This is a genomic window from Mycobacterium sp. RTGN4, from assembly GCF_033804635.1.
Lineage (GTDB): Bacteria > Actinomycetota > Actinomycetes > Mycobacteriales > Mycobacteriaceae > Mycobacterium.
Genome location: NZ_JAPZLB010000002.1, coordinates 152,245 through 175,020 on the forward strand (window position 1 = coordinate 152,245; position 22,776 = coordinate 175,020).

At 63.6% G+C, this 22,776-nt stretch carries 17 protein-coding genes; 11 read left to right on the forward strand and 6 right to left on the reverse strand.

Going from position 1 to position 22,776, the window contains the following annotated elements; all coding sequences use genetic code 11:
* Positions 1-5 precede the first annotated feature (5 nt).
* From SLQ30_RS04790 to SLQ30_RS04810, 5 genes are all read left to right on the forward strand, one after another.
* Positions 6-929, forward strand: a complete 924-nt coding sequence (locus SLQ30_RS04790; protein ID WP_319448841.1) for an ABC transporter substrate-binding protein — start codon at positions 6-8, stop codon at positions 927-929.
* 47 nt (positions 930-976) lie between these two features.
* On the forward strand, positions 977-2,626 hold the full coding sequence (locus SLQ30_RS04795; protein ID WP_319448840.1) for an ABC-F family ATP-binding cassette domain-containing protein: 1,650 nt from the start codon (positions 977-979) through the stop codon (positions 2,624-2,626).
* An 11-nt stretch (positions 2,627-2,637) separates the two neighbouring features.
* Positions 2,638-3,057, forward strand: a complete 420-nt coding sequence (gene arr, locus SLQ30_RS04800) for an NAD(+)--rifampin ADP-ribosyltransferase (protein ID WP_319448839.1) — start codon at positions 2,638-2,640, stop codon at positions 3,055-3,057.
* A gap of 147 nt (positions 3,058-3,204) precedes the next feature.
* A complete protein-coding gene (locus SLQ30_RS04805) occupies positions 3,205-3,873 on the forward strand; it encodes a lysophospholipid acyltransferase family protein (protein ID WP_319448838.1) in 669 nt (222 codons plus the stop codon).
* Between the two features lie 96 nt (positions 3,874-3,969).
* Positions 3,970-4,899 (forward strand): SAM-dependent methyltransferase, encoded by a 930-nt coding sequence (locus SLQ30_RS04810; protein ID WP_319448837.1) that lies wholly within the window; start codon positions 3,970-3,972, stop codon positions 4,897-4,899.
* A 17-nt stretch (positions 4,900-4,916) separates the two neighbouring features.
* Here SLQ30_RS04810 and SLQ30_RS04815 read toward each other — a convergent pair whose 3' ends face one another.
* Together SLQ30_RS04815 and SLQ30_RS04820 are read right to left on the reverse strand one after the other, a co-directional pair.
* Positions 4,917-5,912, reverse strand: a complete 996-nt coding sequence (locus SLQ30_RS04815; protein WP_319448836.1) for a glycoside hydrolase family 6 protein — start codon at positions 5,910-5,912, stop codon at positions 4,917-4,919.
* Between the two features lie 37 nt (positions 5,913-5,949).
* Complete coding sequence (locus SLQ30_RS04820) at positions 5,950-6,549, reverse strand: TetR/AcrR family transcriptional regulator (protein ID WP_319448835.1); 600 nt, start codon at positions 6,547-6,549, stop codon at positions 5,950-5,952.
* 79 nt (positions 6,550-6,628) lie between these two features.
* Between SLQ30_RS04820 and SLQ30_RS04825 the strand changes: the two genes are divergently transcribed.
* A complete protein-coding gene (locus SLQ30_RS04825; RefSeq protein WP_319448834.1) occupies positions 6,629-7,855 on the forward strand; it encodes an FAD-dependent monooxygenase in 1,227 nt (408 codons plus the stop codon).
* Here the strand turns inward: SLQ30_RS04825 and SLQ30_RS04830 are convergent.
* From SLQ30_RS04830 to SLQ30_RS04845, 4 genes are all read right to left on the reverse strand, one after another.
* Positions 7,852-8,646 (reverse strand): transporter substrate-binding domain-containing protein, encoded by a 795-nt coding sequence (locus SLQ30_RS04830; RefSeq protein WP_319448833.1) that lies wholly within the window; start codon positions 8,644-8,646, stop codon positions 7,852-7,854. The two genes, SLQ30_RS04825 and SLQ30_RS04830, sit on opposite strands and share 4 nt — an antisense overlap.
* A 94-nt stretch (positions 8,647-8,740) precedes the next feature.
* Positions 8,741-9,688: a hypothetical protein gene (locus SLQ30_RS04835; protein WP_319448832.1), complete on the reverse strand. Its 948-nt coding sequence runs from the start codon at positions 9,686-9,688 to the stop codon at positions 8,741-8,743.
* Between the two features lie 95 nt (positions 9,689-9,783).
* Complete coding sequence (locus tag SLQ30_RS04840; protein ID WP_319448831.1) at positions 9,784-11,499, reverse strand: hypothetical protein; 1,716 nt, start codon at positions 11,497-11,499, stop codon at positions 9,784-9,786.
* Between the two features lie 131 nt (positions 11,500-11,630).
* Positions 11,631-12,305 (reverse strand): SDR family oxidoreductase, encoded by a 675-nt coding sequence (locus SLQ30_RS04845; RefSeq protein WP_319448830.1) that lies wholly within the window; start codon positions 12,303-12,305, stop codon positions 11,631-11,633.
* A gap of 1,237 nt (positions 12,306-13,542) precedes the next feature.
* Between SLQ30_RS04845 and SLQ30_RS04850 the strand changes: the two genes are divergently transcribed.
* From SLQ30_RS04850 to SLQ30_RS04870, 5 genes are all read left to right on the forward strand, one after another.
* Positions 13,543-13,965: an MmpS family protein gene (locus SLQ30_RS04850; protein ID WP_319448971.1), complete on the forward strand. Its 423-nt coding sequence runs from the start codon at positions 13,543-13,545 to the stop codon at positions 13,963-13,965.
* Positions 13,962-16,844, forward strand: a complete 2,883-nt coding sequence (locus SLQ30_RS04855) for an RND family transporter (RefSeq protein WP_319448829.1) — start codon at positions 13,962-13,964, stop codon at positions 16,842-16,844. Before SLQ30_RS04850 ends, SLQ30_RS04855 begins: the two co-directional genes overlap by 4 nt.
* Positions 16,845-16,853: 9 nt before the next feature.
* Positions 16,854-19,799, forward strand: a complete 2,946-nt coding sequence (locus tag SLQ30_RS04860) for an RND family transporter (RefSeq protein ID WP_319448828.1) — start codon at positions 16,854-16,856, stop codon at positions 19,797-19,799.
* Between the two features lie 74 nt (positions 19,800-19,873).
* The gene (locus tag SLQ30_RS04865; RefSeq protein ID WP_319448827.1) at positions 19,874-21,013 is read left to right on the forward strand and encodes an acyltransferase; all 1,140 of its coding nucleotides are present in this window, start codon (positions 19,874-19,876) and stop codon (positions 21,011-21,013) included.
* Between the two features lie 103 nt (positions 21,014-21,116).
* Positions 21,117-22,757 (forward strand): GMC family oxidoreductase, encoded by a 1,641-nt coding sequence (locus SLQ30_RS04870; RefSeq protein WP_319448826.1) that lies wholly within the window; start codon positions 21,117-21,119, stop codon positions 22,755-22,757.
* Positions 22,758-22,776: the final 19 nt, after the last annotated feature.

Sequence of the window (22,776 nt, forward strand, 5' to 3'; positions counted from 1 at the left end):
AGGACATGAAGAAGCGCTCCATCATCTCGGCCCTGGCAGTAACGTCCGTGCTCGCGCTCTCGGCATGCGGTGGCGGTGGAGGTGACCCGTTGTCGTCGGGTGGCGACAACAAGGGGTCCTCGGGATCGCAGGTGATCGTCGGGTCGGCGGACTTCACCGAGAGCCAGCTGGTCGCAAGTATCTACTCACAGGCGTTGCAGGCCAACGGCGTAAGCGTCAAGGAACAGTTCAACATCGGCAGCCGCGAGGTCTACATCGCGGCACTCAAGGACGGCTCCATCGATCTGGTGCCCGAGTACACCGGCGCGCTGCTGAGCTACCTCGATCCGAAGTCGACCGCCGCAACACCCAAGGCGGTGCAGGACGAGCTTGCGAAGAAGCTCCCGGACGGCACCAGCATGCTGACGCCGTCGCCCGCGGAGGACAAGGACGTCGTGGCCGTCACCCAGGCCACCGCCGACAAGTACAAGCTGAAGACCGTCTCGGACCTCAAGCCCGTCGCCGGTGAACTCGTGCTCGGTGGGCCGCCGGAATGGAAGACGCGCACCCAAGGCGTCGTCGGCCTGCGAGACGTGTACGGGCTCAACTTCAAGGACTTCGTCAGCCTCGACGCGGGCGGCACCTTGACGATGACGGCACTGACCAACGGTCAGATTCAGGCCGGCGACCTGTTCAGCACCGACCCGGGCCTGCACTCCAACCACCTCGTCGCGCTAACCGATGACAAGAATCTGTTCGCCGCCGAGAACGTCGTTCCGCTGATCAAGTCGGGCAAGCAGAACGACGAGGTCACCAAGACGCTGAACGCCGTATCGGCGAAGCTCACCACCGACGATCTGATCTCGATGAACGCCGAGGCAGCCACCGGGACCAACCTGGCCGACATCGCCAAGAAGTGGCTCGCAGGAGCAGGCATCAGCAGCAAGTAGGCGTCCGCCGCGGCGAGCTCACACGGCCGTGATGGGACGATGGACCGATGACCGCCACGCTCGTCGCCAAGAACGTGGCAGGCGGGTTCGCCCATCGCACGCTTTTCGAGGGGCTCGACCTGACCGTGGCTCCGGGCGACGTGGTCGGAGTCGTCGGCGCCAACGGCGCAGGCAAGAGCACGCTGCTGCGGATCCTTGCCGGGGAGCTCGAGCCGCTCGCCGGGACGGTCAGCGTCGCGCCAGCCGACGCGTTCGTGGGGTGGCTGCCGCAGGAGCACGAGCGGGTACCCGGGGAGACCGTCGCCGGCTATGTCGCGCGCCGCACCGGATGCGCCGAGGCGACGGAGGCCATGGAGGCGGCGGCTGCGGCGTTGGCCGACGCGGACCAAGACTCCGCGGCGACCGACGCTTACTCTGCGGCACTGGATCACTGGCTGGCCACCGGTGCGGCCGATCTCGACGAGCGGCTGCCCGCGGTGTTGGCCGACCTTGGCCTCGACATCGGAGGGCTGGAATCCACCCCGATGACGGCGCTGTCGGGCGGACAGGCGGCGCGCGTGGGCTTGGCGGCGTTGGTGCTGTCGCGGTTCGACGTCGTCTTGCTCGACGAGCCGACCAACGATCTCGACCTCGACGGCCTCGCCCGGCTGGAGCAGTTCGTCCACGAGCTTCGTGGTGGGGTGGTGCTGGTGAGTCATGATCGGGAGTTCTTGGCCCGCAGCGTGACTCGCGTGCTCGAACTGGATCTGGCCCAGAACACCACCACAGTCTTCGGCGGTGGATACGAAAGCTACCTGGAAGAGCGTGAGGTCGGTCGCCGACACCGGCGCGAACAATACGACGAGTTCGCCGACAAGAAGGCCGACCTGGTGGCGCGGGCACGCACTCAGCGAGAGTGGTCGAGCCAGGGCGTCCGCAACGCGATGCGCAAGGCTCCCGACAACGACAAGAACCGGCGCCGCGCGGCGACCGAGTCCAGCGAGAAGCAGGCGCAGAAGGTGCGTCAGATGGAGAGTCGGATCGCCCGCCTCGAGGAGGTCGTCGAACCCCGCAAGGAATGGGTGCTCGAGTTCACCATCGGCGCCGCGTCGCGGTCGAGTTCGGTCGTGGCGACACTCGACAATGCCGTTGTGCGACAAGGGGAATTCGTCCTGGGGCCGGTCTCGGTACAGGTCGATGCCGGCGAGCGGATCGGCATCACCGGTCCAAACGGGGCAGGCAAGTCGACATTGCTGCGGCTACTCCTGGGCCGCCAGCAACCCGATGAGGGCCGCGCGAGTCTGGGCGCCAACGTCGCGATCGGCGAAATCGACCAGGCCCGTGCCGATTTCACGGGTCCAGGGGTGCTCGTCGACCGCTTCGAACAGCGGGTGCCGTCATGGACCACCGCCGACGTGCGCACCCTGCTCGCGAAGTTCGGGCTGCGCGCCGACCACGTTGAGCGTGCCGTCGACGAGCTCTCGCCCGGCGAGCGCACGCGCGCAGGCCTCGCCCTGTTGCAGGCCGAGGGCACCAACGTGCTGGTGCTCGACGAGCCGACGAACCACCTGGACCTCGCCGCCATCGAGCAGCTCGAGCGGGCGCTCGAAACTTATGACGGGGCACTGTTATTGGTGACCCATGACCGCCGGATGCTGCAGAACGTTCGGTTGGACCGCAGGTGGCTGGTCGAAGGTGGTCGGGTAGCAGAGTTGTAGCAGGAGGTGGCATGACGAAACCATTTGAAGCGCACCCCTCGGGTGCATATCTCCACGGCACCAAGGCTGACCTGGCGCCGGGCGAGATGCTGGTGCCTGGACACCAGTCGAACTATGAAGAAGCGCGCCGCTCCAATCATGTGTATGTCACCCAGACCTTGGACGCCGCAGCGTGGGGAGCGGAGCTGGCCGTAGGCGAAGGGCCGGGCCGCATCTACGTAGTGGAACCCGAAGGGGCACTTGAAGACGACCCGAATGTGACAGACAAGAAGTTCCCCGGAAATCCCACCCGGTCCTACCGCACTCGCGAACCCGTGCGGATAGCCAGCGAGCTTACCGACTGGGTGGGGCATTCACCCGAACAGCTTGAAGCCATGCGGGCCGGCCTGGCGGACCTCAAGCGCAGGGGGCTTGCGGTCATCTACGACTAGTTGGCTCTGCTTCGTTCGGCGGGACTCGCGACGCGGCCGGCCGTCATCCAGCCAGCGGCGCGTGGATTCGGTGGCGGGTCCGACGTCGCCCTGAGTAAGCCATAGAGTCGTGGCCCAATAAGCGCCGATCACCGCACGGTGATGGCAGTGAGGACTCGCATGGCCGGACTGTCGAGGAGGGCTCGGTCGCGCGGCCTCGGAAAACGCGCATGGTTGGTGACGTGGTCGATTCGCCTTGCCCTGTGGACGCTGGGCTTCACGCGGATCATCCGGACTGAGATCGTCAACGCCGACGTCGTGCCGAACGAGGGCGCGGTAATCCTGGCCGCCAACCACACATCCATGATCGACGTGTTGTTCATCCTTGCGGCGCTCCGCCGTCAGGCGATCGCCATGGCGATGGCGGAACTGTGGAAATCGCCGCTCACCCGCTGGCTCGTGGAAGTGCTTGGTCAGATACCCGTCGTCCGCGGCGACTCGGAGTCTGGAAAGCAGGCGATGGAAAGCGCGGCCCAGGCCTTGCACGATGGGGCGCTGGTCGGGATCTTTCCCGAACAGAAGTGCGTGAAGCCGGGAGAGGCCGCGCCGTACCGACCCGGCGTCGCAGTCTTGGCGAAGCGCACGGGTGCGCCGATCATCCCGGTCCGCCTCGTCGATGCCAACAAGGTCCTGCCGCTCGACAAGAAGCTTCCGTCCTTCGGACACACCGTGCACGTGATCTTCGGGGACCCGATTCATCCCGGCGAGTTCGAATCGGTCCCCGAACTACTCGACGAGGTGCGGTCGCGCATCACCACCCTGGAAGCGCCGCGGTAACCGGACATGCGCGTCGCTGTTTCGGTGCTGTGAGCGTCGTCAGGTGATCGGCGTACCGTCCGGACTCGATGGGACGCCGACGTGGAAGGGCTCACGATGCCGCGAACAGACGACGACACTTGGGACATCACCGAGAGTGTGGGAGCGACGGCACTGACCGTGGCGGCAGCGCGTGCGGCGGAAACCGAGAGTGCGCAACCCCTGTTTCGTGACCCCTTTGCCCGCGTCTTCCTCGACGCCGCCGGTGAGGGCACGTGGAGCATGTTCGACCGCTTGCCTGCGGCTGACGTGGACGCCGAACTCGCCGCGCAGCTGCGGGCACTGTGGGACTTCTTCGCGTCCCGGACGGCGTTCATCGATGACTTCTTCGGCGCCGCGGCCGATGCGGGAATCCGCCAGGTGGTGATCCTCGCGGCGGGGTTGGATGCGCGGGCGTGGCGACTGGCGTGGCCCGATGGCACCCGCGTGTATGAACTCGATCAGCCCAAGGTGCTCGACTTCAAGTCATCGACGCTCCGCGCGCACGGCGCATCGCCGACCGCCCAACGTATCGAGGTGGCGGTGGATCTGCGCCGAGATTGGCCAACGGCGCTGCGACAGGCCGGATTCGACGTGGCGTCGCCGACGGCATGGTCGGTTGAGGGACTGCTGCGGTACCTGCCGGCGCAGGGGCAGGATCTGCTCTTCGAGCGTATCCACGAGATGAGTGCTGTCGGAAGTCGGATCGTCGCCAATGCACCCACCGAAGAGGCGTCGGAGCCGGGACGTTCGGCGCGCGAACGGGAACTGAACCAGCGCTGGCGAGCGGCGCTGGGCGCTCAGGCCGGGGCAGAAGTTCCCGACGTCGACCAGTTGTCGTACGCCGAAGCACGTAGTGACGTCGTCGAGTGGCTAGCCGAACACGGCTGGGACGCGTCAGCCACCACGGTGCCGCAAGCAGTCGCCCATTATCGGGGTGGCTCCACCGGCGTCGGCGAGAAGAGCCCGGTACCAAGCTATTACGTCTCAGCGCGCCGCTCGCGCTGAGCCAAGCTTGACCGGTACTAGTGCCCTGCGTTCTGAACGAGTGAGACGGCGTACTGGTTGACGAAGGTGCCTGCGGACGGCTCGCCCTGCCCACACGAGCCGTCGGATTCGCCGGGACGCTTCACCCACAGGAAGGCGTCGACGTTTCCGTTTCCGGTCGCGGTGGTGGGCGCGGCGCCGAGCGCCCGGCCGCTGGGGTTGCACCAGTAGTACTCGCCGTCGGCAGGTCCGGCGCCGTTGCGCGAGGTGTCGATGACGTAGGGCTTGCCGCCCGTCATCCCGGAAATCGCATCGCCGTAACCGATTTCCTCACCAGTGGTGAAGAAGTTCGCGGTGTTGAGGCTGAAGCCCCGCGCCTTGGCGACGCCGACTTGGTTGAGCCTGTTGGCCATTTCGTCGGCGTTCACCCAGCGCGAGTGGCCGGCGTCGACGTATAGCGCCGTGCCCGGATTCCGGGTCAGCGTGTCGACGGCGTAGCTCATCAGGTCGAAGCGCTCCTGACGCTGGGCACCGGACAGGCAGTCGGCCATGGCCAGCGCGTCGGGTTCGAGGATGACCGCAGCAGGGCCGCCGCCGATGGCGGCTGCGACGCCGTCGATCCAGCCCTTGTAGGCATCGGCCGATCCGAACCCGCCGGCGGCGTAGCTCCCGCAGTCCCGATGCGGGATGCCGTAGAGCGCCAGGATCGGCATGGTGCCCGCGGCCTGGGCGGAGGCGATGTACTTCGCGTCCACCGCGGGGGTCGAGGCCTGATCCATCCAGTACGCCGTTGGCGTGTTGGCGATGGCGGTCAATTCGGGACTGGGCGCGCCCGCTGCGGCGCGCATCGCCTTGGAGTCGGGATTGACGTAGAAGTTCTGCCCGTCCAACGGGTTGCCGTCACTGGCCAGGCGGACCGCAGGTGCGCGGACGTCCGGCACCGGATCAGAAGCCAGGCCGAGCGCGGCGACGGCCGCCACTGCGACGAAGGGGGAGATCCACCGGGCGACTGTGCCAACAGCTGAGGACGTCACCGAAGAAAAAGTAGTGCCATGACGCGATAAGCGCCAATCACCGACCGAAGTTCGTCGCCAACGGCAGGAAGACCTCGTCGACGATCTCGACGAGGGTGGCCGGCGCCGCCGCCGTCATCGTCATGAAGATTTCGTGGCGGAGCAGATCGCCAGGGAGCGACCTGATGCGGGCGGGTAGCGGCGCCGAGCCAAGCTCGCCACGCACGACGGCGCGCTCGACGATCGTGTCCATGACCGACGGGCCGTCCGGGAGGAACAGCCTGCGGAACTCCGCAGGCGAGCCCCCTTCTTCGTCGAAGTAGGCGCCCAGTCGGACGGTGAACAATCCGATGAGCCCGGATCGCCGGTCGTTGATCTCGGTCAGGAGCACGAGCACGTCCTCGCGCAGGCTGCCTGTGTCCGGTGCCGATATCTCATCGGCCTCGCCCCGATGGCGGATCGTGGCCCTGAGCAGGTCCAACCGCGACGGCCAGCGCCGGTATAACACGGAGCGGGCCGTCGATGACCGGGCCGCGACTGCCTCGATCGTGAAGTGCTCGTACCCGGCCTCGAGCAGCTGATCCCAGGCCGCGTCGAGGATCGCGGACTCCAGCACGGCGCCGCGGCGACGTGAGCCGGCGGGCGGGTTAGAGGACACTTGTGTAGCTTATCGCACGTTGCTAGCGTGGCGGACATAAGCAACACATGTGTAGCTAATCTGACACCAGAGGATCGCCATGACCAACCGCAGCGTCCTGATCTCCGGCGCCAGCATCGCCGGTCCGACACTGGCCTTCTGGCTGGCGGAGGCCGGCTGGGACGTCACCGTCGTCGAACGCGCCGAGCGCCTGCGCACCAGTGGTTACCCCATCGACATTCGGGGGACTGCGGTGGACGTCGTCCGCCGGATGGGACTGCACGAGCAGATCGCGGCGGCGCACTATCGCCACGTTCCGGTCGACCTGCTCGCCCCCAGCGGGCGACGGTTGACCACGCTGGACTTCGGCGGCCTGCTCAACGACGGCGAATCCGGCGACGTCGAGCTCAGCCGGGGCGCGCTCAGCGCGATTCTGTACGGCGCTACCGCCGACCGGGTGAAGTACGTCTTCGGAGACTCGATCAGCGCGCTGACGCAGACCGACTCCGGCGTCGACGTCACGTTCGACCACCGCCCGCCCGAGTCGTTCCACGTGGTGATCGGGGCCGACGGGATCCACTCAAGAGTTCGGGCCCTGGCGTTCGGCGACGAAGCCCAATTCGTCCGGCATCTTGGTCCGTACGCGGCGATTTGGGATCTGCCCGAGGATCAATTCGCCCCGGGCGCCGGATACATGTACTCCCATCCCGGACGCACCGTGCTCGTCGAACGCCCCACCGACGGCACGCCCGCGCGGGCATTTCTGGCGTTCGTCCACGAGACACCGGGTGCGGTGAACACCCGCGACAGCGCCGAACTCGCCCGCAGTGTCCGCACCGCGTTCGCCGAAGATCGTTGGCGCACTGCGGAAATCATCGACACCCTGCCGCGCGCCGACGACGTCTACTTCGACACCGTCAGCCAGGTCCGCATGGACGACCGATGGAGTTCCGACCGCGTCGCGCTGGTCGGAGACGCCGCCTATGCACCGGCGTTCCTGTCCGGTCAGGGCACCAGCATCGCGATCGCCGGTGCCTACGTACTGGCCAGTGAACTGGCCTGGCACGATGATCCGCAGCAGGCCTTCGCGAATTACGAGCACCGGCTGCGCGACTACGTTGTCAAGAACCAGGACTTGGCGCTGCGGACCGATTCGACGGTGATATCGCGCACCCGCGGCCAGCTACTACGCCGCAACCTCCGACTGCTATTCGTGCCGTGGCTGCAGCGGCTCGGACTCGGTGCCCTACTGCGACCCAAACTCCGAGAAGCTGCCACCGACCTGCAGCTGGTCGAACATGACCTTCGGTGCGCAGTGCGCCGTTAGGGCCCGACGACGCGGCCTAGCCACTTCTGGCTGAGCGTCGCGTAGGTGCCGTCGTTGGCAACTACGTTGAGCCACTGGTTGACCCACTGTTGGGTCAGTTCGGCGTCGCGGGGCAGCAGGTAGGCCTTCTGCGTGAACGTGAACGGATGGTCGACGCCGACGCCGCACAACTGCGGCTTTTGTGTTGTCTGCCAGCGGACTTCGCTGGCATCGGTGATCATGGCATCGGCCTTGCCGTCGGTGAGCTGGTCGAAAATCGAGTTGTTGTCGGGGTATTGGATGACCGTGGCGTGGTTCAGCTGAGCCTTGTCGAAGTCGGCGTTGGTACCGCCCGGGTTGACGACGACCCGTACTCCCGGCTGGTCGATGTCGGCGAGCGAACGGTACTTCGCCGTGTCCGCGCATCGCACCGCGGCGGCCTTGCCGTCGCGCAGGTAGGGCGCGGAGAAGCGGGCCTGCTTGGCGCGATCGAGGGTGATGGTTATGCCTCCCATTGCCAGGTCGCACCGGCTGTCGAGGTCGTTCATCAGCGCTGACCAGGTGGTCGGCACCAAGTCCAGCTTCACACCAAGCTGCGCGGCAAGGTTGCCTGCCAGGTCGACGTCCATGCCACTCCACCGACCCTCGGGATCGCGATAGGTGAAGGGCCGGTAGTCACCCGTGCTGCAGACCCGCACCACACCCGCGGTGAGGATGCGATCGAGGTCGGATGGCGTGGGCTGTTGATGGCATGCGCTGACCGCCGAGGCGACCAGGAGTACGACGGTGGCGATGGGGCCGAACGACTTCACCCAGCCAGCGTCGCACGGCGGTCAGTACGCGCTGAGCCTCGGCGTGCACGGCCGAACAGCCAGGACAGCCAAGCGAAAACCGGAAGACTGATGTTCACAGCGTAATACCGCACAGCAGAAAGCAATTGGGCTCCGGCGGAGCCTGCTCGACGGGCATCGGGTCTGGAATGGGCGGCGCGATCTGATTGCCCGGCGCGGGCATGAGCGGCGCCTGTGGCGCAGGCAACGTCGTGCCTGCCGGAGGCTCCGGGGCCGCAGGAGGTGACAAGGAAACCTCAGCGGTGTCAGGGGCGGGTGCTGGCGGCGGCTCAGGAGATGGGACTTGCAGCACGGGGGCGGAAGATGCAGGCACCACAACCGGGCCGCCCGGCGTGGTGTCCACTTGTGGTTGGTGAGCAGGTGGTCCCGACGGGTGTCGCAGTTCGGTACTCAGGGACAGCGACACGAGAAGGGCCAACCCGCAAGCAAACAACCCCGCCGTCGTGCGCGTCTGCCGCCATGGCCAGTGGCGCCAGGTGCTGCGCGCGGCCGACGCTCGAGGTGGCCGTGCGCCGTGGGCCGCGGCGACGGCCGCGCCCATCGCGAGCTCCGACTGAGCTTGGGGTGCAGCGCTGGCTGGATGCCTAGCGACGACCGCGTGCAGCCAGCCAACGAGACCGTCGGCGGCTGACGCCACCGGATCGGAAGCGGGCGCTCGTGCGCGCGCCAATTCCCTGCTGGCTTCGCCGGCTTCGATGGCGACGACATTAGCGAGGCCTGCGGCCGTGAGCGCTTCGACGAGCAGCGTGGCCTCGTGATCGGCGCCTTCGGTCCACGTCACCCCGACCGCGCGCACCGGGTGCTCGTCCACGTGGCTGAGCCGCCGCATGCGGAACCAGACGCGGGCCGTCAGATGCGCATACGCGTCGCCAGCTGTGTCCCCGCCGAGCGGCGCAGCATGGAGCGACTCACGAGTGACGCTCGCGTCACCCACCCCGGACTTCTCGATGCGAACGCACTCGATGGAGGACTTGGTCGTCGCGAATCCGAGTACCGTGTGCAACCCACACTCCTCGTCGCCGGATGACCCTCGCGTTGCTGGTCAATCGGCATCACTGGCGAATGCGTTACTGGGTACATCGTGCGCCTGCACCAGGCCTACGGCTTGATAAGCGTCCCCGCCTGTGAAGCGGCCAACTCGAGTTGCGGAATCGTCATGTCCCCGTAGCCCGCTTCGATTGGCCCCATGGTGGCCCCCAGCCACGGCACCACACCGGGATCCGGGCTGACGCCCAGGTTGTAGGCCTGCATGCCGGGCAGGTGATGCTCGAGGAAGTTGCCGAGGATGTCGACCGCGAAGATTGCGTCTCCGACGAGGCTGGTGCCCCAGAGCGAGGAGGCGTTCACCAGCGGGTTGGTGGCGTCGGGGTCCCCGAGCATCACGATCGAGCCGTAGTGCGGCTTGCTTCCCCCGGCGGGCACGTAGGCCGGCATGAACGGCTGCAACGCGGGCAGATCGGTGGCCAGATATGCCGCCGTGTCGCCATAGGTTTCGACGTTGACGAACCCCGAGTCGACGCCGTTGCCTTCGACAATGGTGTTGATGCCGGGACTCTCGAATCCGATGCCGCCCACACCGGCTTGCTGCGCGACGTACTCAGCTTCCCAGCCGCCCAGTGAGTGCCCGGTGACGAAGATGTCGCTCTTGTCGTAGCCCTGTTCGGCGGCCGCGGCCTCCACCTGCTGCTCGAAGGTCAGCGAGTCGGTGAACGCCTGCGGAGTCGTGTCGGTGAAGATCACCTGTGCGTCGGTGACGACCTGGGAGATGGCGATCAGCGGGTTGAACAACAGGTTGGTGCCGCCCGTCGTGCCCTGATAGGCGATGATGACCTGCTTCTGCGGCGTCACCCAGACCTGTGCGGATTCACCGGTCAGCACGTTGGTGGACGTCATCTGCTTGCCGTCGACGGTGAACGGCTGCAGCCCGTCGGGGGTACCTCCGAGTACGTACTCCGAGGCCGCTGCGTTGAGGAACTGCGCCACGGTCGGCGTCTTCGCCGTCGTGGACCCGTCGTACGTCTCGGCAGGAGGCACAGGTTGCGCGACCGGCGTTTTGTCCAGTCCCACAGCAGCTTCCACCCGTCGGAAAGCCGCGAACAACGCTTCGTCGATTGGTGCGAAGTTGAGCGGGCTCTTGGGACCGGTCGACGAGACGGTGATGTCCAGTGTTTGGAGCACCGTGTTGACGATGCGGCCCGGCAGGGCGGCGATCTTGGCGATCGGCGACAGCGGTTCCGGGTCGCTCGGTGTCGTAGTTGGATCCGTCGCCGAGGTGCTTGGTGCCGACTCCGACTTCGAGGAGATCAGTGCGGCAACCTCGGCGGGCCGCGCGGTCGGCTTCACGGTGGTTTGACGGTCCGCCGCTCGCGCAAAGATGCGCAGGTGCGCCTGGTCGTTCACCGCCAGGTGGGGTGACGATCCGGTTTTCGTCGTACCAGCCCCAGCGGTATCGAACAACCGGATCCGCTTGGCGGCGCGAGGCGTCGAGTCGTGTTGCGATGGTTGTGAATTCGATTCGTGCTCAGACGGTTTCGCCGTCTCGGCCGCGCTGTCAGCGTCCGGGCTCTTCGGGGTGGTTGACGACCTGTCGCGCTGATGACGGTGGCCGCCTTGAGCCTTTCTGGGTCCGCTGCTGGTTCCGGACTTCGAATGGGTGGATGTGTTGCCCGACGAATCTGAGTGTCCGGTGTCAGCCCACGCCACGTCGTGTCCGGCCGCCGCCGCGATTCCCACGCCAACCGCGACTACGGCCACGCGGGAGAGTCGTGGCGCGCGAACGCCATTGTTCGGGCTGCGACGAGCAGGCACCACCATCGATGTCTCCTTTGACATTTCGGTGTGCGCACTCGCGGTCGGAAGGCTCCGGGCGCACGGTGGCGCCAGCCTATGACATCGCGTGAAGTCAGTCTGAAGAATTACCTGTGAATCTCTGCCGGTCCGGCAGCTCAGGCGGCGGCGAGGTAATTCGCGCCGCCGACGTAGGCGATGCTTCGGGGACCTGGCGTGTTGGTCGCGTTGACGATCGCACCGGCGAACTCGTTGATCGCCCCGATCGTCCCGTCGATCAGGTCACCGGAGACGACGGTGAGATGTACACCGGCGTGGCTGAACGCCGAACGCATTGCGTACAGCGCCGTCTCGCCGGCGCGCTTGCTCGCGGCCACGGCCGAATACCCCTTCGGCACTGCCTTGTTGGGGAAGAAGTGGGCTTGATTGCTGGTGACGTACACGATGCGTCCGCCCACGGGCATCAGCGGCATGGTCAGCCGTGCAAGGTGACGCTGCGCGTCGCGGTTGAGCCGCATGGCATAGCCGGGGGCCACATCGGTGTCGAGGCCGGCTGACGCGTTCAGGATGAGGGCGTCCAATCGGCCGAAGCGGACGGCGATGGATTCGATCATCGCCGCTGCGTCGGCTTCATCGGAGATGTCGGCCGCAAGAGTCGACGCGTGTCCGCCTGCGCGCCGGATGGCCTCGGCGATGTCGTGCGCCTGCGTTGAGTGTTCGCGGTAGTTCACGATGACGTGGGTATCGGGACTGGCGAGCTGTTGCGCGACCTCCGCGCCCATACCCCTGGACGCTCCGGTTACCAAGACGATGCGTGCGGCTTCGTGGTGCATGTGCGTCCTTCCGACGATCGGGCGGTTAGTAGGGGCAACCGTACACCAATATTAAGAAAGGTAAGGGAAAGATAAGGTCACGATAAGGCGTAGGTGTGGGCGGGCGCTGCGGGCACGAATTCTCGCTTTACCGATACGCCATGGAACTAGTAGTTGAAAAAGCCAACAGCAAAGTCGATTTGTATCGATTGCAACAACCTGGAGTATCCGCCGACGGCATGACGGCCTTTCTCCGTCTGCGGGGTAAAAACAATCGCGGTCGGACCTTCAACAGGCCTGGTCGGCCATACGTCGGGGGCGAACTCGATGTTTGCTCGACGAGCTATGCGTGCGACCCATGTGTTGTTTTCCGAGTCGCTGGGTCGATGCGGTGCGCCGCTGCCGAGTTCATTGCTTCCTGACGGCGTCGACACCTCCGGAACCCGTCGGCCCCGGCACGGTCGCTGATCGTGGACGGACGCCGGGCCGGATCGGTGACGGCTTGCGTTCTGCGCCAACGCAGTTCGAATGCCGTAGTCGTTCGATCCCGTCTCGTCTCAATGCACGTACGGCTTCGACGTTGGAACCCGAGGCCGACATTCGCGCGGATCGGCCCACGGGGGCTCGAGCCCGTTTGTCCCTGCACCAGGGGCCATCGTGGGCGTGCTGGGACGCAGATCGAGAGACTCGAAGGTCGAGGCGAGAGGGCCACACGGCACCCGTCGGGCGTCCCCATAGACCACCGTCAGTCTTCTGACAGAACTTGGCCGAGACCTGGTCACCGGCCCATCGGTGACGGCAGTCCGTCTGCTGCCCGTGACGCTTTGGTAACGCCGGGGCTCCCTGATTACTTGCTGTCGGCGTCGAGACTCGATAGCGGGCTCAACCTACGTCGCCTCGACAGTTATCGGCCAAAAATTCGCCGGTCCGGAGCATTTAGGGAGATTGTCAATGCAAACGCAAATATCTAGGCGCCGCCGGGTATTTGCTGAGTACCCGCACCTGCGTTTGCGATCGCGCCGCCGGATTTCCTTTGCCCGACTTGAGGGAAGAACAAGTACGCGCGTACCCGTTATGGAGCGATCGTTCCGATCGCATCTCGCCTCGAGAACAACACCGAGTGCACATATCTGGCATGGGTTAGTCTTCATCGATCGAGTTGCGCCCCCGGGCGGGCCGAGCGTTTGCGATCGTGCGGCGGCATGCCGCAGCATGGGCCGGGGAGTGACGACATGGGAGGAGCTCTAAGATTTTCGGAATCTTGAAGCGGCTGTGGATTCCGCTGCTCATCGTAGTGGTCGTCGTCACCGGCGGGTTTGCTGTCTCACGCTTACGCGCTGTCTTCGGCACGGACAATCGCGTGTCGTACGCGGACACCAAGAACGCCGACACCAAGCCCTTCAACCCCAAGCATCTGACGTATGAGGTGTTCGGAGCACCGGGCACCGTGGCGAGCATCAGCTACTTCGACGTGAACGCCGATCCGCAACACATTCAAAGCGCAAGCTTGCCCTGGACTCTGGATTTCGCGGTGACTGGCAACTCGGCAGTGGGCAGTGTGGTCGCGCAGGGCGACACCAACAACATCGGATGCCGGATCATGGTCGATGGCAAGGTCAAGGCCGAAAAGACGTCCAATGAGGTCAACGCCTTCACCTCCTGCCTGTTGAAGTCGGCATGAGCAATCAAGACATAGACGAGCGACCCGTCGTGCGGCCACGGATCGCCCGGACGATTCATCGCTTCTCGGCGCTCATCATCCTGGCCTGGCTGGCAATAGCAGTAATCGTGACCGTCGCCGTACCTCCGCTCGAGGTGGTGGAGCAAACTCATTCGATATCACTGAGCCCTCAAGATGCGCCGGCGATTCGGGCGATGTCGCGCATGGGCAAGCTTTTCGGGGAGTCCAATTCCGAAAATATGGCAGTCCTGCTCATCGAGGGTGATCAACCACTCGGCGACGACGCGCACAAATTCTACGATTCAATCGTTAGTCAATTAAACGATGATTCGACGCATGTGCAACACATTCAAGATTTTTGGGGTGATCCGCTTACCGCGGGCGCCGCTCAGAGTGCCGATGGCAAGGCGGCGTATGCACTGGTGAGCCTCGCCGGTCAAATGGGTCAGGCCTTGGGGAACCAGTCGGTCGACGCCGCTCAAGACGTGGTGAACCGCACGCCCGCGCCACCTGGTGTAAAGGCGTATGTCACGGGTCCGGCGGCAGTCGTGGCGGATATGGGCAAGAGTGGCAATAGCACGGTTCTCCTCATCACCGCAGTGAGCATGGCCGTGATATTCGTGATGCTGCTCCTCGTGTTCCGTTCAGTGATTACGACGGTCCTCATCTTGGTGATGGTCGGGATGCAATTACAGGTGGCCCGGGGAGTGGTCGCATTCCTCGGATTGCACGGCTATGTGGGCCTCACTACGTACGTCGTCAATCTGTTGGTGTCGATCGGGATCGCGGCGGGAACCGATTACGGCATCTTCTTCGCCGGCCGCTATCAAGAGGCGCGCCAGGCAGGCGAGGATCGAGAAGCGGCCTTCTACACGACCTATCGCTCTGTCGCCAAGGTCGTCTTGGCGTCCGGGCTCACGATCGCCGGCGCAATCTTCTGCCTCAGCTTTACGCGGCTACCGTTCTTCCAACCCCTGGGAGTGCCGGGTGCGATCGGCATCCTGGTCGCGGTCGCGGTGTCCCTCACGCTGATGCCCGCAGTCATGGCCGCCGGCAGTCGATTTGGTTTGTTCGAGCCCAAACGGGCGATCAAGACTCGCCGGTGGCGGCGCGTAGGCACGGCGATCGTTCGGTGGCCTGCGCCCATCTTGGTGGCCTCACTGGCAGTCGCGCTGATCGGGCTATTGGCATTGCCGGGCTATCAACCTAGTTACAGTGATCAGAAATTCATCCCGAAGGACATCCCCGCCAGTGTGGGACTGACCGCCGCCGCACGACATTTTCCCACGTCGCTGATGGCGGCGCCCGATCTGCTCATGATCGAGTCCGATCACGACATGCGTAACCCCGCTGATTTTCTAGTCTTGAACAAGTTGGCGAAGGCTGTCTTCGCGGTTCCAGGGATTGCCGAAGTACAAGCGGTGACTCGGCCCGAGGGTAAACCGCTCAGCCACACGTCGTTGCCAGCCATGATTAGCAACAGCAACGCTTCGCAGCAGCTATTTCTGCCGTTTCAGAAGGACCGCATGGATGACATGCTGAAACAGGCCGATGAGATGACCACCACGATCGCGCTGATGCAGCACATGTACGACGTCATGAAACAGATGGTCGACATCACCCACGGCCTGACCGAATCGACGCATGAGTTGCAGCGGACCACGAACGAGTTGAGGGATCACATCGCGGACTTCGAAGATTTCTTTCGGCCGATCCGCAATTACTTCTACTGGGAGCCGCACTGCTACGACATTCCGCTCTGCTTCTCGTTTAGGTCGATCTTCGACGGGCTGGACGGCGTCGACATGATCACTGACCAAATGGTGGAATTGGTCAAGGACCTCGATAAGTTAGACGCAATCTTGCCGGAGATGCTGGTGACCTTCCCGACCATGATCGGGACCATGGAGAGTCAGCGCACCATGATGCTGACCATGCACAGCACAATGTCCGGCATCATGGCCCAGCAAGACGAATCAGGCCAGAACGCCACTGCGATGGGCAAAGACTTCGACAACGCCGAGAACGACGATTCCTTCTACCTGCCGGCGGAGGTGTTCAAGAACGAGGACTTCCAGAGAATCATGAAGATCTTCATGTCTCCGGACGGCAAGGCTACGCGGATGCTGATCACGCAGCGGAGCGATCCCGCGACGCCCGAGGGCATGTCGCGCGTAGAGCCGATAAAGGCGGCCGCCGAGGAAGCGCTGAAGGGAACTCCTCTCGAGAGCGCCAAGATCTACGTCGGTGGGACCGCGGCCGCCACGAAGGACATTGTGGATGGCTCCAAGTACGACTTGATGATTGCGGGCGTCGCTGCGCTGTGCCTCATCTTCATCATCATGCTGATCATGACGCGAGCGTTCGTCGCCGCGCTCGTCATCGTCGGCACGGTGGCGCTTTCCCTTGGTGCGTCCTTCGGACTGTCCGTGCTCGTCTGGCAGTATCTGGTCGGCGTGCAGATCCACTGGGTGGTGTTGGCCATGTCCGTCATCGTCCTGTTGGCGGTGGGCTCTGACTACAACTTGCTGCTCGTCTCACGGATGAAGGAAGAACTAGGCGCCGGCATAAACACCGGCATCATCCGGTCAATGGGCGGTACCGGAAAGGTGGTCACCGCCGCCGGCCTGGTCTTCGCATTCACCATGGGGTCGATGGTCGTCAGCAACCTGCTCAGCATCAGCCAGATTGGCACCACCATTGGCATGGGTTTGCTGTTCGACACCCTGATCGTGCGGGCTTTCATGACGCCGTCGGTTGCCGCACTGTTGGGGCGCTGGTTCTGGTGGCCGCTACATGTCCGGCAGCGTCCCGCAAGTAGCCTCCTGCGGTCGGTGGGTCCCCGTCCGCTGGTGCGCTCGCTGTTGCTGAGGGACTAACGAAGGCGTATGAGCAACGACACCCCTCGGCCGCCCTTCATGGCGCGGACAATACGGCGACTTGCGCTGCCCATTGTCTTGTTTTGGCTGGCGATCATCCTGCTGTCCAATCTGGCCTCCGTCGGATGGAATTGGGCGTCGGCCATCCCTTCGCTCGAGCAGGTCGGGCGAGAGCATTCGGTATCGGTGATGCCTGCGGACGCACCATCGGTGCAGGCCTTGACGCGCATGGGCAAGGTCTTCAAGGAGTCCGAATCCGACAGCTCCGCGATGATCGTGCTGGAAGGACAAGAGCCACTCGGCGAGGATGCTCACTCGTACTACGACAATCTGGTACGCGAGTTACGAAGCGACACAACTCATGTCGAGCACGTGCAGGATCTCTGGGGCGATCGCTTCACATCGTCGAGCGTACAAAGTCCCGATGGCAAGGCTGCGTACGTTCAGCTGAATCTGGCTGGAAACCAAGGTACGACGCTCGGGGACCAGTCGGTGGCGGCGGTCCGCAACATCGTGAGTCGGATACCTGCGCCGCCCGGAGTCGGGACCTATGTCACCGGCCAAGCGCCACTGGCTTCGGATATGCAGCACAGTGGCAACAACTCCATCCTGAAGATCACCCTTGTCACCGTCGTCATCATCTTCACCGTGCTGCTCCTGGTGTACCGCTCGATCACCACGGTGATTCTGCTGCTGTTGATGGTTGGGTTCGAGTTGGCGGCCGCCAGAGGAGTGGTGGCCTTCCTGGGCCACCACGATCTTCTCGTGCTGTCTACGTTCGGCGTCAACATGCTGGTCTTCCTCAGCATTGCAGCCGGAACCGACTACGGGATCTTCTTCTTCGGCCGATATCAAGAGGCTCGCCAGGCTGGTCAGGATCGGGAGGCGGCCTACTTCACCACGTATCGGAGCGTGGCTCCGGTTGTGTTTGCATCCGGTGTGACGATCGCCGGGGCGATCCTCTGCTTGAGCTTTACTCGCCTGCCCTACTTCCAGACCATGGGCGTGGCGTGTGCCATCGGCCTGCTCACGGCTGTCGCGGTCGCGGTGACGTTGGTTCCGGCGGGCATCGTGATCGCCAGCGGTTTCGGGCTATTGGAACCCAAGCGCAAGTTGCGGATTCACCGCTGGCGCGGGATCGGCACGGCGGTCGTACGGTGGCCCGGGCCGATACTGGTGGCGTCCCTCGCGGTGGCACTGGTCGGCCTGCTGGCGCTCCCAGGCTACGAAACGAGCTACAACGACCGGAACTACATACCGAAGAACATTCCTGCCAACGAGGGATTCTCGGCTGCTGAACGGCATTTCTCTCAGACGCGGTTGATGCCGGATGTGCTCATGGTCGAATCCGACCGCGACATGCGTAATCCGTCCGACCTGCTGGTGCTGAACAAAGTGGCCAAGGCCATCTTCAAGGTTCGCGGAATTTCGCGGGTGCAAGGAATAACCAGGCCCGACGGAACGCCCATCGACCACACTTCGATACCGTTCATGCTCAGCTTGCAATCTGCCGGTCAGGCTCAAGTGTTGAAGTTTCAGCAGGCCCGCATAAGCGACATGACCAAGCAGGCTACCGATTTGTCGACCATCATGAATGTCTTGCAGCTGCAGTACAACGCGACGATGCAGCTTGTCCAAATCCAGCATGATCTGAACGGCACGATTCACGAGGTGCAGGCGACAACCGAGGAACTGAGAAGTGGTTTCGCGGTCTTCGACGATTTCTTCCGGCCAATCCGTAATTACTTCTACTGGGAGCCCCACTGCTACGACATTCCCATTTGCTTCGCGTTTAGGTCCGTCTTCGACTCGCTCGACGGTACCGACGCGCTTACGGATGAATTGGGTGAGATGGTCGTGCAGATGGATAGATTGGATCAGGTGACGCCGCAGCTGGCGGCTCAACTCCCTAAATTCATCGATTCGCTAAAGCGCATCCAAAACATGTTGTTGACAATGCAGAGCACCTACTCGGGCTTGCTCGACCAGATGGTCGACTCGAGCAAGGACTCAGCCGCCATGGGGCAGGCTTTCGACGCCTCCAAGAACGACGACACCTTCTATCTTCCGCCTGAAGTGTTCGAGAACCCCGACTTCAAACGCGCGCTGAAGTCGTTCCTGTCTCCGGACGGCAAGGCCGCCCGGTTCATCATCTCGCACAACGGTGACCCCGCGTCGCCGGAGGGCATTGCACGGATCAATCAAATAAAGACGGTTGCCGACGAAGCACTCAAAGGCACACCGCTGGTAAACGCCAAGACATACCTCGCTGGCGCCGCCTCGACCGCCAAGGATTGGCAGGACGGCTCCAAGTACGACCTCTTGATCGCGGGCATCGCTGCGCTATGCCTCGTCTTCATCATCATGCTCATCATCACGCGAAGTCTCATTGCCGCCCTGGTGATCGTCGGCACGGTGGCACTTTCGTTGGGCGCATCCTTCGGCTTGTCTGTGCTGGTGTGGCAGTACATCTTGGGCATCAATCTGCACTGGATGGTGCTGGCGATGTCCGTGATCATCCTGCTGGCGGTCGGGTCTGACTACAACCTGCTGTTGGTCTCACGGATGAAGGAAGAAATCGGCGCGGGCATCAATACGGGCATCATCCGAGCCATGGGTGGTACCGGCAAGGTCGTCACGACGGCCGGGGTGGTCTTCGCGTTCACCATGGCCTCGATGGTGGTCAGTGATCTGCGCATCATTGGTCAGATCGGCACCACCATCGCGCTAGGACTGTTGTTCGACACGTTGATCGTGCGCTCGTTCATGACCCCCTCCATCGCGGCCCTGCTCGGCCGATGGTTCTGGTGGCCGCAACGTGTGCGCCCCCGCCCGGCGAGTGCCCTGCTCGAGTCGCAGGGACCCCGTTGGCTTGTCCGGTCGCTGCTGTTGGGGGAGACGCGGCGCCAAGACGATGAAGCGCCAACCGTCGAGTTTCAAAGGCCGTCTGTCTAAGCCGTGTCCGTCGAGCGCGGGACACAGTCGGTTTTGATGCCGGCGAGGGTGACTGGGCGTCACCGAGGGGAAACATGAGACTGGGACAGCAGTTCGATCCACGAAACAACGCGCTGAACGCATGGCGATTGGTCTTGGCAACGGGCGTGATCTTTTGGCACTCCTATTTGAATACCGGCCATGACGTTACTTTCGAGCCCGTTCACCAATTTCTGCGCGATGCATGGGTTGACGGTTTTTTTGCTATTTCAGGGTTTCTGATCGCGTCCAGCTGGTTCCATAATCCGCGATTGCGCGAGTATTTCGTCGCACGGGCTCTGCGAATCCTCCCCGGGCTGTGGGCCTGCCTGATTGTCACTGCGTTTGTGATCGCTCCGATCGGTGTGGCGATTCAGGGTGGCTCAGTCTCTAAGCTGTTGCTGTCAACTGCGCCAATCGTGTACGTGTTAAAGAACAGCGCAGTGGCGATGGTCCAGACCGACATCGCCGGAACTCCGCTCGGGATCCCGTGGCCGCACATGTGGAACGGATCTCTTTGGACCCTGCTGTGGGAGATGTTCTGCTACGTTGCCATCGCTGGCCTTGGCGTTGTCGGACTTCTTCGTCGCCGATGGTTCATCCCGCTGCTGTTGGCGCTGGCTCTGTTTTGGTCATCGCAGCTACCGTCGTTGACCTCGTTCGGAGAACGGCCGCCAGGGGCGGAAGAGATCGACGTCGCAACCGTTGTGCTCTACGCGCAGGCGACGGCCGCGCGATTTGCCGTCATGTTCGCGGCTGGCGTGCTCCTGTTTCAGTTCAGAAATGAGATTCCCGCTCGCTGGTCGCTCGTCGCGGTGAGTGTGGCCGTCGTCATGGCGTCCACCTTTATGCCGAATTACCGCTTGATTGGCGCGATTCCGCTGGCTTACGCGATCATTGTCTCGGGTGCACTCATCCGTAACAGATGCTTGAGGCTCCGTACAGATTTGTCTTACGGGATGTATATCTACGCTTACCCACTTCAAACGTTGCTGATCATGAGTGGGCTGCTGCATCCGCTCGGGCTTTCGGTCGTTGCTGCGCTCGTGACGCTGCCGGTGGCTGCACTCAGTTGGTTCTTCGTTGAGAAGCCCGCGATGTCGCTGAAATCCCGCTTCGGGCGGCGGAGTGAACCTCCGGAAGGTGGAAATCAGTCAGCCCACAACCGAGGCGTGGAACTGGATCCTACGAAGTGATCACGCACGATCGCCCCGCAACCTGTGAGCGGCCACGGATGATAAATACGGGACTTGCCATAATCGGTAAGTATTTGGCGTGCATTCTTTGAGGAGTTTCAATTTGGCGGAAGGCCAAGTGAGCGTGCGAGATGCGGAGCGCGTTGTCTGGGACGTTGTCGTGATCGGTACCGGTATGGGCGGCGGGATGCTGGGCTATTCGCTGGCCCGGTCGGGCCGCAAGGTGCTCTTCGTCGAGAAGGGGCGATCGACACTGCCTGGAACGCCGGGGACCATTCGTTCGTCGATGCCCGAGGTGGCCGAGGCGCGGGCGGGTCGTTCCACAGCAACGTACTACGACGCTTTGGCCCGGGCCGGGCGCTCAACCGACGAGGTCGAAGACATCAGCGGGCGCTTCTCGCGGCGATTCGTGCCGTTCCTCGGCAGCGGCACGGGAGGCTCATCGGCCATCTACGGCATGGTATGCGAGCGATTCTTCGTTCAGGATTTCACGCCCCGGCAGAACTTCCGGAATCCCGGCGATTCCACCGTGCCAGAATCTTGGCCGGTCACCTACGATCAGCTGCGGCCCTGGTATGCCGCCGCTGAGAAGCTGCTACGGGTTCGTGGCCAGCCGGATCCGCTGCGCCCGGAGGCTGTTGAAGTCGGACTGCCTGGGGCGCCGCCCTTTTCAGCAGACAACCAACCGCTGGTCGATTACCTGTCTGGCCGCGGACTCCATCCCTACCACCTGCCGATGGCGTGTGATTACACCGCTGGTTGTGCAACCTGCCAGGGCTACCTGTGCCAGGAGTCGTGCAAGAACGATGCCGCCCGCAATTGCGTGCTGCCGGCCGTTTCCGAGCACGGCGCCCACCTGCTGACCGAAACTCGAGCCGTGCGCTTGGAAGCCGACCGCACGGAGGTTCAGCGAGTGATCTGCGAAAGCCCCTCCGGCACGATGAGTTTGAAGGCCAAGGTAGTGGTGCTGGCCGCCGGCGCGTTGGCCACTCCGGCCCTGTTGCTCAATTCACGTTCTGCCGACTGGCCGCGCGGATTGGCCAACGATTCGGACTGGGTGGGCCGCAACCTGATGCGTCACCTGATCGACTTGATCGAAGTCTGGCCAGAACCTGGGTGCAAGATCACGGCAGAGAACAAGGAGATCGGCCTCAGCGACTTCTATTTCTTGGACGGCCAAAAGTACGGAACGGTACAGTCTTTCGGGTCGATGCCTCCCTTGGAGGTGCTGACCAGCAAGCCCGGCTGGGGCCCGAAGGCGCTGCACCTGATGAGCCCGGTGCTGCGCCGCGTCTACGAGCGGTACCTCAACGGCGGACTGGTGCTTGCACCGATCATGGAAGATCTGCCTTACCTGGACAACCGCGTCCTGCCGTCAGGTCGACCAGGGTTGGAGGGCCGTCAACGGGTGCGAATTCGGTACCGACTTCACCCCAACGAGGTCGAACGCCGTGCGGTCTTCCTGCGGCAGCTGAAAGAGGTCTTGAAGCCTTTTCGGAAGCTCAACCTGCGAGGCGCAGAAAACAACGAGGCCCTAGCTCACGTCTGCGGAACCTGCCGCTTCGGTACCAACCCCAAGACGAGCGTGCTTGATCCACAAAACCGGGCGCACCACGTGGACAACCTCTACGTGGTGGATGCGTCGTTCTTCCCTTCCAGCGCTGGGTTGAATCCGAGTCTGACAGTAGCGGCCAATGCCTTGAGGGTGGCTGCGCACGTGAACGAGTCGCACTTTGCGACGTGAGCGCATTGGTTTGTGAGCC